At 60.9% G+C, this 16502-nt stretch carries 10 protein-coding genes; 5 read left to right on the plus strand and 5 right to left on the minus strand.

Features of this window, described 5'->3' with window-relative positions; all coding sequences use genetic code 11:
- The first annotated feature begins 8 nt into the window (after positions 1 to 8).
- A complete protein-coding gene (locus IE111_RS18000) occupies positions 9 to 617 on the plus strand; it encodes a hypothetical protein (protein WP_189611325.1) in 609 nt (202 codons plus the stop codon).
- A 392-nt stretch (positions 618 to 1009) separates the two neighbouring features.
- Entirely contained in the window at positions 1010 to 4282 is a 3273-nt protein-coding gene (locus IE111_RS18005; RefSeq protein WP_189611327.1) for a S8 family serine peptidase, read from the plus strand.
- Positions 4283 to 4513: 231 nt separating this feature from the next.
- On the opposite strand, the gene IE111_RS18010 is transcribed toward IE111_RS18005, so the two are convergent.
- Positions 4514 to 5017 (minus strand): META domain-containing protein, encoded by a 504-nt coding sequence (locus IE111_RS18010; RefSeq protein WP_189611329.1) that lies wholly within the window; start codon positions 5015 to 5017, stop codon positions 4514 to 4516.
- Positions 5018 to 5247: 230 nt separating this feature from the next.
- On the opposite strand from IE111_RS18010, the gene IE111_RS18015 reads away from it, so the two are divergent.
- Positions 5248 to 5562, plus strand: coding sequence for a hypothetical protein (locus tag IE111_RS18015; protein WP_189611331.1), 315 nt, complete (start codon positions 5248 to 5250; stop codon positions 5560 to 5562).
- Between the two features lie 57 nt (positions 5563 to 5619).
- Here IE111_RS18015 and IE111_RS18020 read toward each other — a convergent pair whose 3' ends face one another.
- Together IE111_RS18020 and IE111_RS18025 are read right to left on the minus strand one after the other, a co-directional pair.
- Complete coding sequence (locus IE111_RS18020; RefSeq protein WP_229805421.1) at positions 5620 to 6318, minus strand: VC0807 family protein; 699 nt, start codon at positions 6316 to 6318, stop codon at positions 5620 to 5622.
- Positions 6319 to 6543: 225 nt separating this feature from the next.
- Positions 6544 to 7767, minus strand: a complete 1224-nt coding sequence (locus IE111_RS18025; RefSeq protein ID WP_189611334.1) for an MFS transporter — start codon at positions 7765 to 7767, stop codon at positions 6544 to 6546.
- A 264-nt stretch (positions 7768 to 8031) separates the two neighbouring features.
- Here IE111_RS18025 and IE111_RS18030 point away from each other — a divergent pair, with 264 nt between their 5' ends.
- On the plus strand, positions 8032 to 9828 hold the full coding sequence (locus IE111_RS18030; protein WP_189611337.1) for an ABC transporter ATP-binding protein: 1797 nt from the start codon (positions 8032 to 8034) through the stop codon (positions 9826 to 9828).
- 39 nt (positions 9829 to 9867) lie between these two features.
- On the opposite strand, the gene IE111_RS18035 is transcribed toward IE111_RS18030, so the two are convergent.
- Both IE111_RS18035 and IE111_RS18040 read right to left on the minus strand, forming a co-directional pair.
- Positions 9868 to 12954, minus strand: a complete 3087-nt coding sequence (locus IE111_RS18035; RefSeq protein WP_189611339.1) for an efflux RND transporter permease subunit — start codon at positions 12952 to 12954, stop codon at positions 9868 to 9870.
- Positions 12951 to 14252 (minus strand): efflux RND transporter periplasmic adaptor subunit, encoded by a 1302-nt coding sequence (locus IE111_RS18040; protein WP_189611341.1) that lies wholly within the window; start codon positions 14250 to 14252, stop codon positions 12951 to 12953. Before IE111_RS18040 ends, IE111_RS18035 begins: the two co-directional genes overlap by 4 nt.
- A gap of 137 nt (positions 14253 to 14389) precedes the next feature.
- Here IE111_RS18040 and IE111_RS18045 point away from each other — a divergent pair, with 137 nt between their 5' ends.
- Entirely contained in the window at positions 14390 to 16018 is a 1629-nt protein-coding gene (locus IE111_RS18045) for an acyl-CoA synthetase (protein WP_189611342.1), read from the plus strand.
- Positions 16019 to 16502 lie beyond the last annotated feature (484 nt).

Here is a 16502-nt window from a genome sequence, read left to right on the forward strand (position 1 = left end):
GAAGTGTCGTGTTGGGAATCAGTTGTTTGTCGGTCACGGCCAGTGCCGAGACCTTCATCGAAGCCATTACCAATTGCCGCAAGATCAATAACACCGAGGCCCGGTACCAGTGCTACGACCGGGCGGAATCCCAGGTCAGCAATGTGAAAAGGAATGTGGCCAAGTTCAATTACGAGTCCACATCGGACCCGATTACGGGCCAGACCGTACATAATTTGTCCATTCGATCCGACCGGGGACTGAACGGCCGGGGCGATCCGATCATTCTGGAACTGAGCTGCGATTCGACGAAACCCGGTACCTACGAACTGGTGTTGCGTTGGAAGGATTTCCTGGAGAGTTCGAATCCGAACGTAACCACCCGTCTCGGACAAACGCCGTCGGTGACGGAAGAATGGGAGACCGACCGTTCCCGCGAATCCTCGATCTTTACGGATACGCCGGAAGGCTACACCAAACAGAGCCTGATGGAGACACTGGTATCCGAGGTTGAAAACGGCAATCCCAGTATCGTTTTTCGCGCCACCCCCTACAATGACGACCCCATCACCGCTGTATTCGATTTCACCGGCTTCCTCGATGTCATCGAGCCGATGAGAGAATCCTGCCAGTTCTGACGGGACGAACACGCGTTTGTCCTTGCATGATGTTCGGGTTACCTGTCTATGGTTCTATTTTTCGAACAGAATTAGACACTCTCTGTCACGAGTCACCCCCTGCAAAGGGGGGTTTACAAACGTCACGTCAAAAAAACTGCTAAATCAATCTCACTTTTGCCAATCAGTGGTCACAAGCGGTTGGAACCCTGCTAGTTTAGACGGTCCTCTGGCCAGAAAACCCGATCGGTTTCGCTATGGCCAGGTTAAGGATTCAGGCGTTCGTCGGAAGTAAAAGCAGTATCTGTTTTTAGCAGTCTCCAGGCCTGTAAGACCGGTGCCCCCGGTGTATCCCACCGGTGGCACCATTGGGTTGAGAATCAACGACGTTCTCTGATAACAAAGGACAAACAATGAGTACTACTATAAGAAAGGTGCGTGGCCGCCTGCGGCACACCGCATCCACCGCGCTGATAACCGCTGGACTCAGCTTGAGTCTGCTCACTCCTACCGCCTGGGCCGACGCCGAGGTCACCGAGAAAAACACCACCACCCAACGCAACGTCATCGAGAAGACGCTGAAATCGGATCGCTCCGAGGTATCCGCTTTCCGCTCGTTCAGCATGATGGCGGAGCCGCGTGAGCGCTACATCATCACCGGACAGGATCCGTCCATTGCGAGCTATCGGGGTGGAATCAACGGCTACGAGGCCACCAGTACCGAAGGTCGCGCCAGTCTGGATGTTCGCGCACCGGCGGCGCGTGACTACGGTCAGTACCTCGAAGTCAGCCAGACCAAACTGCTGCAACGGATGTCGATGACACTGGGTCGCAGTGTCGAGCCGGTCGATCAGTTCCACACCGCGGTCAACGCCATTGTGGTCGAACTGACCGAGGCCGAGGCGCAACAGCTGGCCAGCCTGAAAGGCATCCGCACGATCGAAAAAGACGAAATTCGTCATTTGAACCGTGCCGAAGGTGAAACCCTGGCGTACGCCATGCCGGGTTCCGAATCCGGTAACAATCAGGGCACCCCGCTGTGGCTGATGTCCCTGGCGGCCGTTCTGGTGCTGACACTGGCGCTGGTCGGCTGGGCGCTGTTCACCGGTCGCCTTAATCGCCGCAATGGCCTGATGGTCTCCCTGCTGGGTACCCTGGGTCTGGCCGGTTGTTTCTGGGAAGGCGGCTTTGCCTGGATCGGTGCGCCGGAGATCTGGCGTGGCGTCGGCGGCATGGACGGCACCCGGGGCGAAGGCGTCGTAGTCGGCGTGATCGATACCGGCATCAACCCGATCAGTGAATCGTTCGCCGAAGTCGGTGGCGACGGTTACAAGCACACCAACCCCAAAGATAAATACCTGGGTGTGTGCGACCCGGCCAACGACAGTTACGATCCGGAATTCCCGTGTAACGACAAGTTGATCGGTGCCTGGGGCCATCCGCTGGTGAACGACGGCACGCCGCGCGATATGGACGGCCACGGTTCTCACACCGCGGGTACGTCGGCCGGTAACATCGTTTACGGGGCGACTGTAACGGCACCCACCGGCTTCTCCGTCACCAAGGATATTGCCGGTGTGGCGCCCCATGCCAACGTCATCGCCTATTCGGTGTGTGGCGAGGCCGGTTGCTACCTGAGCTCCATCCTGTTCGCCATCAACCAGGCGATCGAGGACGGTGTCGACGTGATCAACTACTCCATCGGTGGCGGTTCGTCCGACCCCTGGGGTGATTCCGACTCCCTGGCCTACCTGTCGGCGATGGACGCGGGTATCTTCGTGGCCACGTCCGCCGGTAACTCCGGTCCGGATTTCGCCACCCTGGGCAGCCCGGCCGATGCGCCGTGGACGACCGCGGTCGCCGCCAGCTCGCACAACTACTTCTACAAGAACTCGGTTGCCGATTTGACCGGCGGGGCGACCACACCGCCGGCGGACATCATCGGCCAGAGCATCACGCCGGGATACGGCCCGGCACCGATCATCGATGCAGCTGACTACGGCAACCCGTTGTGTCTGCCGGATCAGTTCACCGGCAAGTTCGACGGTGAGATCGTGCTCTGCGACGCCGGTGAAATCGCACGGGTCGCCAAGGGCGAGAACGTGGCCGCCAACGGCGGTGGCGCTCTGATCCTGACCCGTCCGCCGACGACTCCGGACGGTTCCGGCTATCTGGAAGCCGATACCCACGTCATTCCGGCCACCCACATCACCTACAGCGATGCCGAGGTGCTGCGCGACTGGCTGGCTTCCGGTATCGACCACCAGGGCCGCATTACCGGCACGGAAACCGTGCAGGCCGACGAATACGCCGACGTGCTGGCCTACTTCAGCTCGCGCGGTGTGAACCCGGCGGTACCGAGCGTGGTCAAGCCGAACATCACAGCTCCGGGTCGTGCGATTTTCGCCGCCTTCCACGAGGGCTACAGCGATGCCGAGCAGGACTACAACATCATTCAGGGTACCTCCATGTCGAGCCCGCATATCGCCGGTTCCGGTGCCTTGCTGACCGCTCTGCATCCCGATTGGACCCCGATGCAGATTCAGTCCGCGATGATGACCACCTCCTTGCTGGAACACTACAAGGAAGACGGCACCACCCAGGCCGATCCGTTCGACATGGGTGCCGGTCGCATCGACCTGCCGCAGGCGGCTCAGGCCGCGCTGGTTCTGGATGAAACCCTGGAAAACTTCCTGGCCGCCGATCCGTTGGCCGGTGGAGATCCGGCCGATCTGAACCTGGCGGGTATCGGTCAGGCCAACTGTGTTGTGACCTGTTCCTGGACGCGCACCGTGACCAACGTTTCCGGCAAGTACACCTATTGGAAGGCCGTACGCGCTGAAAACTATGACGTGACGCCGAAGTACTTCCGCCTGGCGCCGGGCGCCAGCCAGGAGCTGACGATCACCGCCGATGCCTCCGACGCACCGATCGGTAACTGGCAGTTCGCGCAGCTGAAGTTGGAGTCCATGGGCAAGCGCACTCCGGACGCGCACTTCCCGCTGGCACTGCTGCCGCAATTGAGCAACCTGCCGGGCGCGATCAACATCAACGCGCCGCTGGCCAGCGACACTGTGTCACTGGAAGACCTGAAAGCCGTTGAGATTACCTCGGCCGATGTCCAGGTCACCGGTCTGGCGCCCTCGAGCGCGACCGAATCGGCTCTGGTATCCGACCCGACCAACGGCAATCCGTTCGACGGTTTCGACCCGAACGTGGACGGCACTTTCTACTTCACAGTGGATGTTCCGGCCGGCGCGACCCGCTTTGTGGCGGAGATCACCGAGTCCGCTTCGAACGATCTGGATCTGTTCGTGGGTCTGGGCGACACGCCCGGCTTCGGCAGCCTGGTCGATTACGCGGCCACCGGTGGTGCGCTGGAATACGTGAACATCGAGAATCCGTCCGCAGGCACCATGTGGGTGGTGGTTCAGAACTGGGAAGGGGGTCACACCGATCCTCAGCCGCTGACCATTCACACCGCTGTTGTGACCGGCGACGAGGGTAACCTCTATGTCGACGTTCCGATGAGTGTACCGGCGGGTGAGCCGTTCGATGCCGACATCGGCTTCAACCTGGTGGGTTCCGAGGCGGGCGACCGCTTCTACGGTTCCTTCTCGCTGGGTACCGACAGCTCGAACCCGGGCAACCTGGGTACGGTTAACATCGACCTGGTTCGCGAATGAGTTTGGACCGCTAGTTGATTAACGATCAGGGGCCCTTCGGGGCCCCTTTTTTTTGGTTTTGGCAAACAGTCTAGCCCAGAGGCGGGGTATGCTCTGGAGGGGACATCTGAGGCATGGATGCCGAAGTTAAGCGTACAGGGATGTATTCATAGCGGTCCCCGGAAGAGCATACCCCGCCTCTGGGGCGGATTTTGGCACCGTACCAACAAGCCACAAAACCAAAATCCAGTGTTACTCCGCTTGAGTCTGTTCCGCTTTCTCGAAGTGCATGGATCCCTCGTCATGCGGCAGCGTGAGGATCAGGGTGCCGTTTTCGATTTTCCAGCCGCTGGCTTCCTCGATTCCCCGAATATAAACCCCTTCAAGACTGCCCTTGGGGCATAGTGCCCGGGTGCCGATCAGGGTGCCGGCGCTGAAGACGGTGTCGGTGAGGCGAACCGGGCCGGCGTATTGGTTGCAGTCGGCTTGGAGGGTGATGCGGTCGGGCGCGGCGAAGCGAAGCGTGTAGTCGCTGGGGGTGTCGGGGCGGATGGCCGGGCCGTTTTCGGGGTAGGAGACGGTCCAGTGGTAGATGCGGCCCATCAGGGCCTGGGCGGACTCGGGCAAAGTGGGTTTGACGGTCTGTATTTTGGGTTTGACCTGGGCTTCCGGTTTGTCCGATGCCTGACAGGCACTGATCGCGAGCAGGGCGGTCGCGATCAGGGTGGTGAACGGGGTCCTTTGGAGCAGTCTCATGGCGGTTCTCCTTTGAGAGGTCTGGACTGGACCCAGAATACCGAAACCGGAATGAACCGCACGTGAATGGTGTTCGTATTCGGGTAAAGGTCGTTTACAAGCGGGGAATCAATGATTTAGTGAGTGTTTGAACTTGCAATTTTCACTCAAACCATCAATCTTGTTAATGGATGAGCACGGATTTAGAGTGTTTATCTATTCTACCCGTGAGATAAGAGCGAGGTGAGGCTATGAATGATGTAAGAGAGTTCGAGCTGATCGTGTCTCAGGATTTTGATTTCGGCGCTCTGGAAGTCAGCCGCGATGAGCAGGGGGATCTGCAAGCCAACATGGAACCCATTTGTGAGATTCTGTCCGCATCGGGCATCGAGGAAAGCATGTTGGAAAATCAGGATGTGTTATCGGCTTTGATCAACACGCTCTACGATTTCCATTTGGAAAATGGAGGTGCGGTCGATCTGGAGATCGAGCGCTTCCGTGCTCTTCATGAGGTGGCCAAAGAGTATGGCCGCGCATGGGTGACTGGCAGCGCGACGCTGCAGTAACGATGTGAACGTCCGCCACCGGCTGTCCCGCCGGTGGCACCCATTCCCTTCTTGACCTTACTTGGCGGTGTCCGCCAGCAGATTCTCCAGTTCCAGCCCGGTCAGCTTTTTCAATTGGTTCAGCAAATAGAAGATGCCGACCATCAGGATGATGGTGCTGGGCAGGGCGATGACGGGGTAGCTCCATGCGGTCATCTTCCCCAGTTCTTCACTGAACTCACTCGTACCGGGAGGGCTGACCAGGATGACCCGGGCCAGGATGTAGTTGAGTACCGAGGACAGGAAGAACGAACCGGCGACGATGTAGGAGACGCGGGCCAGTTTACGGTCGAGGTGGTGTTCGTTGCCTTTCTCGCGCAGGGCGTGGTTGACCTTGTCGACGGCGATCAACTGGGCGTTGAAGATGAGCGTTTTGACCAGCGGGTAGCGGGTGTACTGGCTGACCAGGACGGCGATGCCAAGCACGCCGGGCACGGCGGCTTCCTTGATGGCGATGTATTTGGGGTCGAGTTCGAGCAGGCTGATGCCGCCGGTCAGGAAGACACTGATCACGCCGATGACGGACATGGCGTTGACCTTGCCGGTCTGCTTCATTTCCCACAGGCCATAGCCGATGGGGAAGGCGAGGGCGATGACGATGCTCAGGCTGGGGCCGAGGTGCTCCTCGCCACTGAACCGGCTGAGTATGACGACCGGGATGATGATGTTGAACAGGAGGTTGGAGAAAAATCCGCCCCCTTTGGACTGCTGGCTCAAGTTGACCCTCTCTCGATGTGGATTCATTCGATGATGCTATTGTAGGGAATAAAGTCGGCTATGGCACCCTGTTGGAGACGGCAAGCAGGACTGACTCCGGCGGAGCAGTGCATCCGTCGAACGGTGATCCGGCCAGGGTGGCTCCACCGAACAATCCGCCGGCATGGATCCTGGCCGCCGTCTTCGCACTGAGGTTACCGACTTTTTTTCGATGTCCTTACCCAATCAGCGGCGTGACATCAGGTACAGGGTACTCAGAATCAACACGAAAACGGTCAGGAACCACGGAATGACTTCCAGGGAATAGCGGTCGGCCAGGACCCCGGCCAGCGCCGGCAGGCTGGCGGCGCCGATACCGGCGGCGGCGATCTGCATGCCCATGGTGTTGCTGACGTGCGCCGCGCCAACCCGTTGGCGCGTGCCCGAGACCATACCGGGAAAGATCGGCGCGAAAGCGAAACCGATCAGGCCGATGGCGATCAGGCCGAGCCCATTGACGGGGTTCCAGCCCAACAGCAACGACCCCGCCAGCGCCAGGCACAGGCTGCCCAATACCAATCGATGGTGCCCCAGTCGGTTGGCGAACACCCCGGCCACCATGCGGCCCAGCGTGAACATGCCCCAGTACACCCCGACCCAGAGCCCGGCGCTGGCGGCACTGACTCCCCGGGATTCGGTCAGCAGCGAGTAGGCCCACAACCCCAGTGTCAGTTCCAGGCCGGTGTAGGCGAAGAACAGGCCCATGCTGTACCAGACCGGTAAAGTGCGAAGCGACGCCGGCAGGCTGGCCTCGGCCGGGTTCGACGTCGTCGCGTCGGATTGTGTCGCCGTGACGTGTCCGGCGTCGTCCGTCAGTGTGGGTTCCGGGGTTTGAGAAGAGGTGTCGGTCGCCGGAGTCTCCCAGAGACGGGCGGTCAGGAAAAAGCCGACGCCGAGAGCGACCTGGGCCGAACCGACGATCCAATAGCCGGTGCGCCAGGTCTCGGTGGCGTTCAAACCGAAAGTCATGATCAGCGGGCCGAGCGTGATGCCGATGCCGAAACTGGCGTGCAGCCACTGCATCAGTCGCTCGCTGTGGTGGGTGGCGACATAGGTGTTCAGGCCGGCGTCGATGGCACCGGCACCGATGCCGATGACGGTGCCAATGGCAATGACCATCCACCAGAAAGGTACGATGGTGAAGCCCAGTAATGACAGACCCGTGGCCGCACAACTGAACGCCAGCAGGCGGCCGATACCCAGTCGGCGGCTGATGACGCCGCTGAAAAAACTGCTGACCATGTAACCGGCCGTGGTCGATACCAACAGCAGGCCCAGGGCATCCAGCGGCTGATCGAAACCGGCCCGCATTGTAGGCCAGGCGACGCCGAGCAGGCCGTCGGGCAGACCCAGGGAAATGAAGGCGATGAAAGAGAGGGCAATCAGAACAAGACGACGCTGATCGGTCATAAGTGCAGGCTCCATTCAAGGGGATGCAGACGATTGAACGGGCCTGTCCCCGGGGAAACCGGGGCGATGACCGCAGAGGGGCACTATAGAGTCCGTTGGCGGTGGCTGGCAAGCCCGAATCCCGAGACGCCGAATGGATCGTCGGTTACCCGAGGACGTCTGCACCCGCCATTCCTCACTCCGATTGCGGCTGTTGTCGTGCATCGACATCAGCCCCGGAACTCATTACTATCCGGGTTCTTTCGCTAATTGCAAAGGATTCTCATGTCAGACACGGCTCACCCGTCCAGCTTCCAGTCCCTGGTCCGGCTGTTACGTTACGCAAAAGGCTATCGGCGCCGAATCATCGCGGCCACCGTCTGTTCGATCATCAACAAGTTATTCGACATCGCGCCGGAGATTCTGATCGGCATCGCGATCGACGTCGTGGTGAATCAGGAGCAGAGTTTTGTGGCCCGGTTGGGGCTTGAAACGGCGGAGTCGCAAATCGGTGCTCTGGCAGTGCTGACGTTTTTCATTTGGGCCGGAGAGTCTTTGTTCGAATACCTGTACATGATTCTGTGGCGGAATCTGGCGCAGCGACTGCAATCGGATTTCCGGCAGGATGCCTATGAGCATATTCAGCGCCAGGACATGGGCTTTTTCGAGGCGCGTAGCAGCGGTCAATTGATCGCCGTGTTGAACGATGACGTCAACCAGCTAGAGCGGTTTCTGGACGGCGGCGCGAACGATCTGATCCAGGTGTTCGTGACCGTGATCGCCGTCGGAGCGGTGTTCTTTGTATTGTCGCCTTTGATCGCCCTGCTGGCGTTTACGCCGATTCCCATCATCATTTGGGGCGCGTTTTTCTTCCAGAAACGGGCGACACCGCTGTACGCGGATGTTCGGGACAAGGTCGGTGTACTGGCGACGCGTCTGTCGAACAACATCGGCGGTATGGCCACCATCAAATCGTTCACGGCCGAAGAAAAGGAAGCAGCCCGGGTGCGGGCGGACAGCGACGCCTATGCCGATGCGAACCGACGGGCGATACGGGTCAGTTCAGCGTTTATCCCGGTGATCCGCATGGCGATCCTGACCGGTTTTCTGTTCACCTTTGTCGTGGGTGGGTTGCAGACGTTGAACGGCACACTGAACGTCGGCGCCTATGGCGTTCTGGTGTTCCTGACGCAGCGGTTGCTTTGGCCCCTGACCGGATTGGCGCAAACCATCGACCTGTATGAACGCGCCATGGCCAGTACCCGTCGCATCCTGGCTTTGATTCACACGCCGGTGGACGTTCCGGATTCCGGGGACGAACCCCTGCCGCAGCCGGTGCGTGGCGAAGTTCGCTTCGACCGGGTCAGTTTCGAATACGGCTCCAGTGGCGCGGGTGTGCACGACGTTTCCATCGATGTCCCGGCGGGAGCGACCTTGGCCCTGGTCGGGGCCACCGGTTCCGGCAAGTCGACCCTGATGAAACTGCTGTTGCGGTTTTATCAACCCGGCCAAGGCCGGATTCTGCTCGATGGCATTCCGATTGAGCAGTTGTCGCTGAAGTCGTTGCGCTCGACCATCGGCCTGGTCAGTCAGGATGTCTTTCTGTTCGAAGGCTCCATTCGCGACAACATCGCCTACGGCCGGCCGGATGCCTCCGACGACGAAGTGATCGAGGCCGCCAGGACGGCCGAGGCGTGGGAGTTCATACAGCGGCTGCCACAGGGGCTGGACACTGCGGTCGGCGAGCGCGGTGTACGCCTGTCCGGCGGTCAGCGGCAACGCCTGTCGTTAGCCCGAGCCTTACTGAAAGACCCGGCCATTCTGGTGCTCGACGAAGCCACCAGCGCTGTGGACAACGAGACCGAGGCGGCGATTCAGCGATCCCTGGCGCACATTTCCCATGAGCGTACCGTCATCATGATCGCCCACCGATTGTCGACCATCGTCCACGCCGATCGCATCGTGGTGCTTGAGCACGGCCGCATCGTTGAAAGCGGAACACACGATGAGTTGCTCGATCGGCAGACGGCTTACTGGTCGCAATGGCAGGTTCAGACCGGCGGGGTTGTTGACACGAGGTGACCGGGCCATCGATCCGCAACGATGGCCTAGCGTACCTGATTACACGTCGACCGTTTCCGGGTCCCGACCGCGCAGGTCCTTGTCCAGCACACCCGCGAACCAGGCCTTGAACCGACCGATCTTGTAAAGCAGAACCGGCACCATCAACAGGATCAACAAGGTACCGAAACCGAGCCCGAAAACCAGCCCAACGGCGATGGGCTTCAGCAGGGCGGCGTCGATGCTGGTTTCGAACAGCAAGGGTGACAGCCCGGCCATGGTGGTGATCGAGGTGAGAATCACCGGACGCAGGCGGGACAGGGCGGCTTCCACCGTGGCTTCGTACAACCCGAGGCCATCCCGATGCAGACGCCGGAACACCGTGACCAGGATGATGGAATCGTTGATGACGATGCCCGACAGGCCGATCAGACCGAACACCGAGATGGTCGACAGCGGCATGTTCATCAACCAGTGCCCGACCACGGCCCCGATCAGGCCAAAAGGCACGGTGATCAGTACGGCGAAAGGCCACAGCCAGGACTCGAACACCCAGGCGAGGATGAAGTAAATCAGCAGCACCGAGACGGCGACGGCGATCAGGGTGTCGTTGAAAAACGCTTCAAGCTCTTCGGCCTGACCCTCGAAGGCCCATTCGATCGGATGACGGGCTGCCAGCGTCGGCATGACGTCGGCTTCCAGCTCGGAATACAGGTCGGTGAGTTGATCGCCGTTGTAGCGGGCCGAGACCGTAACCGACAGCTCTCCATTGCGTGAACTGATCCGGTTCAGCGCTTGCTCGTACTCGAAATGCACCAGACTCCCGAGCGGTCGGGTCGACCCGTCGTCGAGCCGGATCGGCAGGCTTTGCAGCCAGCTTTCGCTCTGACGCTGCCGTTCGGTCAGGTTCAACGTCACCGGAATCTGTTCGTATCCGGTTTCCACGGTGGTCAGCGTGAGGCCCGACAACTGGTTGGCGACCTGCCCGGCGACGGTATTCATGTCGATGCCGGCGGCCAGCGCGGCCCGGGTCGGTTGCAGCCGGTATTGTTGGGCATCGAACGGCAGGTTGTCGGTGATGTCGCCGAGGGACTCGTAGCCTTGCAGGCTGGCCTGAAGGTCGAGCGATGCCTCCTTGAGCCGTTGAATGTCGTCTCCTTCCAGTCGAATGGACAGGTCGCCCCCACCGCCCGGGCCTCGGAAAAAACGCCCGCTGGAATAGCTGCGCACAAACGGCGGCAGCACATAGTCCTGCTGAATCCGCTCCAGGACCTGGGCATTAGTCAAGGGTCGGTCGGTATCGCTGGTCAGCGTCAATTCAAGCGTGGCGCGTTCCGGTTCATCGACGCGGTCGAATGCCTGCACCATCGTGTCGATCAGACCGCCGCCGACCGAGGCATCGATGGACTCCGCTACGACCTGCAGTTGATTCATCGCCTCTTCGACCTGGGACAGGGAGGTCCCTTCAAGCATATCGAGCGAGACGCTCATCGTCGGTTCGTCGAGCGAGGGTGATGGTTCGAACGCAATGCGCCCGCTGGTGACGGCGCCCAGTGTCAACAGCGTGAGCATGGCCATGGCGGCCAGAAAGACAGCGCCATTGGCGATCGACAGGCGCACCAGTCTCTGGAAAGGGCCATCGCGAAAAGCGTTGAATCCGTTCTCGAACGCTTGCCGCGCCGGGCTCGGGGCTTTGAGCCGGCGATGATGACCCAGATGGCCGGGCAGAATGATGAAGCACTCGACCAGCGAGGCGATGATGGCCGCTGTTACCACGGTCGGGATGTCGACCAGCAGATTGCCAAAGGTACCACCGATCAGCAGCAGCGGCAGGAACGCGGCGATGGTGGTCAGGCTGGAGGCGACGACGGCCGGCATCATGCGCTTGGCGGCGGTGAGGGCGGCCTGGGACGGACTGAGCCCCTGGGATTCGAGGGCGGCTGTGTCTTCGGCGACGACGATGGCGTCGTCGACGATGATGCCGATGGCGATCACGAACCCGAACAGACTGATGGTGTTCAGGGTTGTGTCCGACCAACCCATGAACGCCAGTGTGCCCATGAAGGAGATCGGAATGCCGGCGGCCACCCAGACGGCGAGCCGGGTCCGCAGAAAAACAAAGAGCACCAGGATAACCAGTAACATACCGCCGATGCCGTTGGTCAGAACCAGGTTCAATTGAGCCTCGACGACCTTCCAGATCTCGTTGTACGTGCGGAACTCGATGCCATAGGGCAACTCGCTTTCGAAATCGGCCATCCATTCGTCCAGGCGTTGGGCATTGACCAGGGTGTCTTCTCCGGCCGCACGACTGATCTCCAGCTGGATGGCGGGCATGCCCTGGTAACGCAGAATGTCGGCGTTATCGAAGTCTTCCCGAAGGGTCGCGACCTGGGACAGGCGGATGACGGCCCCATTGCGTTCGGCGATGATGGTGTTGCGCAGCGCGTCCAGCGTCCAGTCCGGTGCGTCGGTGACCAGGGATTTGGAATTCTCGCCGACGGTGACTGAGCCGGCCGGCACCACGGTGAACCGGGATCGCAGGCGGCTGGCCAGTGTGTCGAGCGTCATGCCCAGGGAATCCAACGCGGCCAGGTCGATCTCGATGCGCCGTTCCCGACCGGGAATGCCGGACAGCGCCACCTCCGCCATGCCCGCGTTGATCAGCGATTGTCGGGCCTGGTAACCGATCTCGGCCAGTTCGCTGCGCTGCACATCGCCATAGATCAGGACGCTGGCGACCGGCTCGGTGAGCTCTATTTTTTCCAGATCGTCCAGGGTCGCGCCGCCGGGCAGGTTGAGGCTGTCGATGGCGGCTTCGAGCGACGCCAGGCCGTCTTCAGCGGACACCCCGTCCCTGACGCGGGCAAAGAGACTGTGGCCACCTTCGCGTGCCGTCGAGCGCACGAAATCGAACTGACGGGTGTCCATGATGGCCCGATCCAGTGGCTCGGCGATGCCGGTTCGCACGGCCTCGACATCCGCATTGGGCCAGTCGAAAGAGGCGCGCACGATCGGCAATTCGGTATCCGGAAACAGTTGGGAACGCACCTGCTGCATGCCCCAGATACCGGCACCGATGACCAGCATCATCAGCAGATTGGCCGCCAACCGGTGGCGTATCAGTGACTCGTAGAAACCGGTCATTGGGCTGTTCCCGCTTGTATTTCGGAACCGATGTCAGCCTTGGCGCCCGAATCGGCGTTATCCGTATGCGCGCCATTGACCACAGTGACCGGTGTGCCATTGGTCGGTTGGGACAATCGTGTCGTCAGGACGGTCATCCCGCCATCCAGACCGTCTCCGGTCACCAGCGCCCAGGGCTGATCGCCTCGCTGTTGATAGCCCAGGACCGAGACAGAGACCGCCCGCAGGCGACCGTCCTCGATGCGGTACAGCTGGTCTCCGTAGTAGAGGGCATCCTGGGGCAGGGCGTAGGCGTCAACGGCCGGCAGGGCGAGATCGAGTTCGATGGTTTCGTTGATCAGCACCGGGATGTCGTCCGGCAACGTCAGCTCCATGGCGACGGCGCCCGCATTGGCGGTGGCCGACAACCGGGAGATCCGCACCGGATAGGACACCCCGTTGACGATGGCCCGGGCCTCGGCATTGCCGGCGCGCAGTTCGCGATAGGCCGACAGCGGAATCTGGGTACTGGCGTAGATCGACTCGCGATCGATCAGCGTCATCAGGTTGGCGCCGCTGGCGACCTGAACACGGGGTGCGGTTTGAATCGCCACGACCTCCGCGTCGAAGGGGGCGGTGGGTGTCAGGTCTTCGATCTGGGACTGAACCTGCTCCAGTTCAATGCGAGCCTGCTCCAATTGGGCCCGGCGCTGAACGGACTCGTCCTCGTAGACAGCGACCTGCAATTCGGCCGAACGCAGGGCGTCGGCCGCCGTCTGGACGCTGGATTCATTGGAAAATCCCTGCTGGCGCAAATTCACCTCGCGCTGGTAGTTGGCGCGCGCCTGCTCCAACTCTTCCTGGTGGACCTCATGTTGACGGGCCGCGATGCGAATGGTCGCTTCCAGTTGTGTGATCGCCGCCTGTTGCTGTCGCAACGCCCATTGCAGCGATTCTGCCGACAGTCTCAGTAAGGGTTGGCCGGCCTCAACGCGATCACCCGGTTCAACGAGAATGTCCTCGACGCGTGCCAGTTGCGGCGCCGTGATGATCTCCTGCCGTTTGGCCGCTACCGTGGCCAACAAAGGCAAGGTGGGCGAGTGGGCGGACATCGTCACATCCAGTGCTTCCACCTGGATAGTCGAGGTCGCCGCCCCGCCTCGTCCCCAGCGTTGTCCGGTAATGCCGGCCCGCATCTGCATAGCCGCGTTGCCCCGTCGTGCTTCGGGTCCGCTGTCACCCACCGGCGCGTTCATCCACCAGTAACCGGCGCCACCCAACGCCACCAGGACCACCACGACCAAAGCCTTTTTAATCATCGATTGATAAACCCTTATTCAATCCTGTGAATCCGTCAGCCTAGCGAGTAAATACGCAAGGAATGTGGACATGGCGTCCCAACCCGGTCAGCGCTAAGGTACACCCGGGAGCAACAATAAACCGGAAGGTACCCGACATGTTACCCAAGGCTCGAACCTACGAAGAACTGATCGATGCCTTTCGCTGGGAGATTCCCGAGCACTACAACATCGGTATCGACGTCTGCGATAAATGGGCCGACCGCGACCCCGACCGAACCGCCCTGATTCAGGTCGATGAACAGGGGCGGTCGGATGCCATCAGTTTTGGAAAACTCAGAGGGTTATCCAACCGATTGGCCCAGGTTCTTCACGACGCCGGCATCAATAAGGGCGATCGGGTCGGCATCCTGTTGGGACAGTGTACCGAAACCGCTTACGCCCACATCGGCATTCACAAACTGGGCGCGGTTTCTTTACCGCTATTTACACTCTTCGGACCCGATGCCCTCGACTACCGACTCGCCGACAGCGGCGCCAGGGCCCTGATCACCGACCGGGCCGGCGCCGAGAAGATCGCCCACCTGAAAGACCGCCTGCCCGACCTGAAGCGGGTATTCGTGGTCGACGGTCCCAGCGACCACGGCGAGGACCTCGGTGCCCGGCTCCAGGATAAAACCGACCAATTCGACCCGGTGGTCACCCGCGCCGAAGATCCCGCTGTGCTGATCTACACCTCCGGAACCACCGGCCAACCCAAGGGCGCCCTGCACGCCCACCGCGTGCTGCTCGGTCACCTGCCCGGTGTCGAAATGAGCCACGACCTCTTCCCACAACCCGACGACATCATCTGGACCCCGGCCGACTGGGCCTGGATCGGCGGGCTGCTCGACGTCCTCATGCCCGCCTTGCACCACGGCGTCCCCGTCGTTACCTGCCGCTTCCGGAAATTCACCGGCCGCGCCGCTATGGATCTCATACGCCACCACAACATCCGGAACGCCTTCCTGCCGCCGACCGCCCTCAAACTCATCCGCTCCGAACTCGGCGACCACCCCGAAGAACCCGTGCAAATGCGCACCGTCGCCTGCGGCGGTGAAACCCTCGGCCGAGAACTGCTCGACTGGGGTCGACGCGCCTTCGGCGTCACCATCAACGAATTCTACGGTCAGACCGAATGCAACATGATCGTCAGCTCCTGCGCCGCGCTCATGCCGCCACGCCCCGGCATCATGGGCCGACCGGTTCCCGGACACCGCGTCTCCATCGTCGACGACGCCGGAACCGAACTTCCGCCGGGTCAGCAGGGTCTCATCGCCGTCCATCGGCCCGACCCGGTCATGTTCCTCGGTTACTGGAACAACCCCGACGCCACCGCCGTCAAATTCGCCGGCGACTGGATGCTCACCGGCGACACCGGCGTACGCGATGATCAGGGCTGGATCCGCTTCGTCGGTCGCGACGACGACGTCATCACTTCCGGCGGCTACCGCATCGGACCCGGCGAAATCGAAGACTGCCTACTCGGCCACCCACAGATCGCCATGGCCGCCGTCATTGGCAAACCGGACTCGATGCGGACGGAAATCGTCAAAGCCTATATCGTGTTGAAACAAACAGAGCAGGGCGACGATGCGTTAAAGGCGGAAATTCAAGCCTGGGTTAAAGAGCGATTGGCGGCTCATGAGTACCCCAGGGAGATCGAATTCGTTGAGAGTTTACCGATGACAACCACGGGAAAGATTATCCGTCGGGCATTGCGGGAACGGGCGAAGTCCGGAGGTTGATTAAGGTCGCGCACAGCGTGCGCTCCTACCAATAGTATTGGACTGGATGCGGTCTCAGATGGCTAGCGCTGGCTGGTGGGTTGGCCTGGTCGGGGATGTCGACAGCCATGGATGGCTGTCGTCAAGCCCCCATGGACGGGTTGAGTGGGCGGCATCCCGCGCGACCCCGACCAGGCCTACCCACCAGCCGGTGCGGGTTTCGCCACGGAACCTAACCGAACCACCCGTGACCCACCGGCACCAATCGGTTACACTCCGCGTATCCCTCTGTCGACCAGCATTACGAGCTGCCATAACCAGCCCGTGGCGGGTCGACATTTGCCGATTACCCGCCGAAATCAGGCGGTTTTTGCTGTGAGGGGCATCCGGTACGGTCCCATTGTAGGGGTAGGCCGGATACCTTAATAGGGCGCCAACGCCCTTACTACCGTTTAATACACATCCAACACGTGGCCCGTGGTAGGGGTCACCACTGAAGGAGCAC

Origin of the sequence: Saccharospirillum salsuginis (assembly GCF_014651855.1) — a bacterium.
Classification (GTDB): domain Bacteria; phylum Pseudomonadota; class Gammaproteobacteria; order Pseudomonadales; family Natronospirillaceae; genus Saccharospirillum; species Saccharospirillum salsuginis.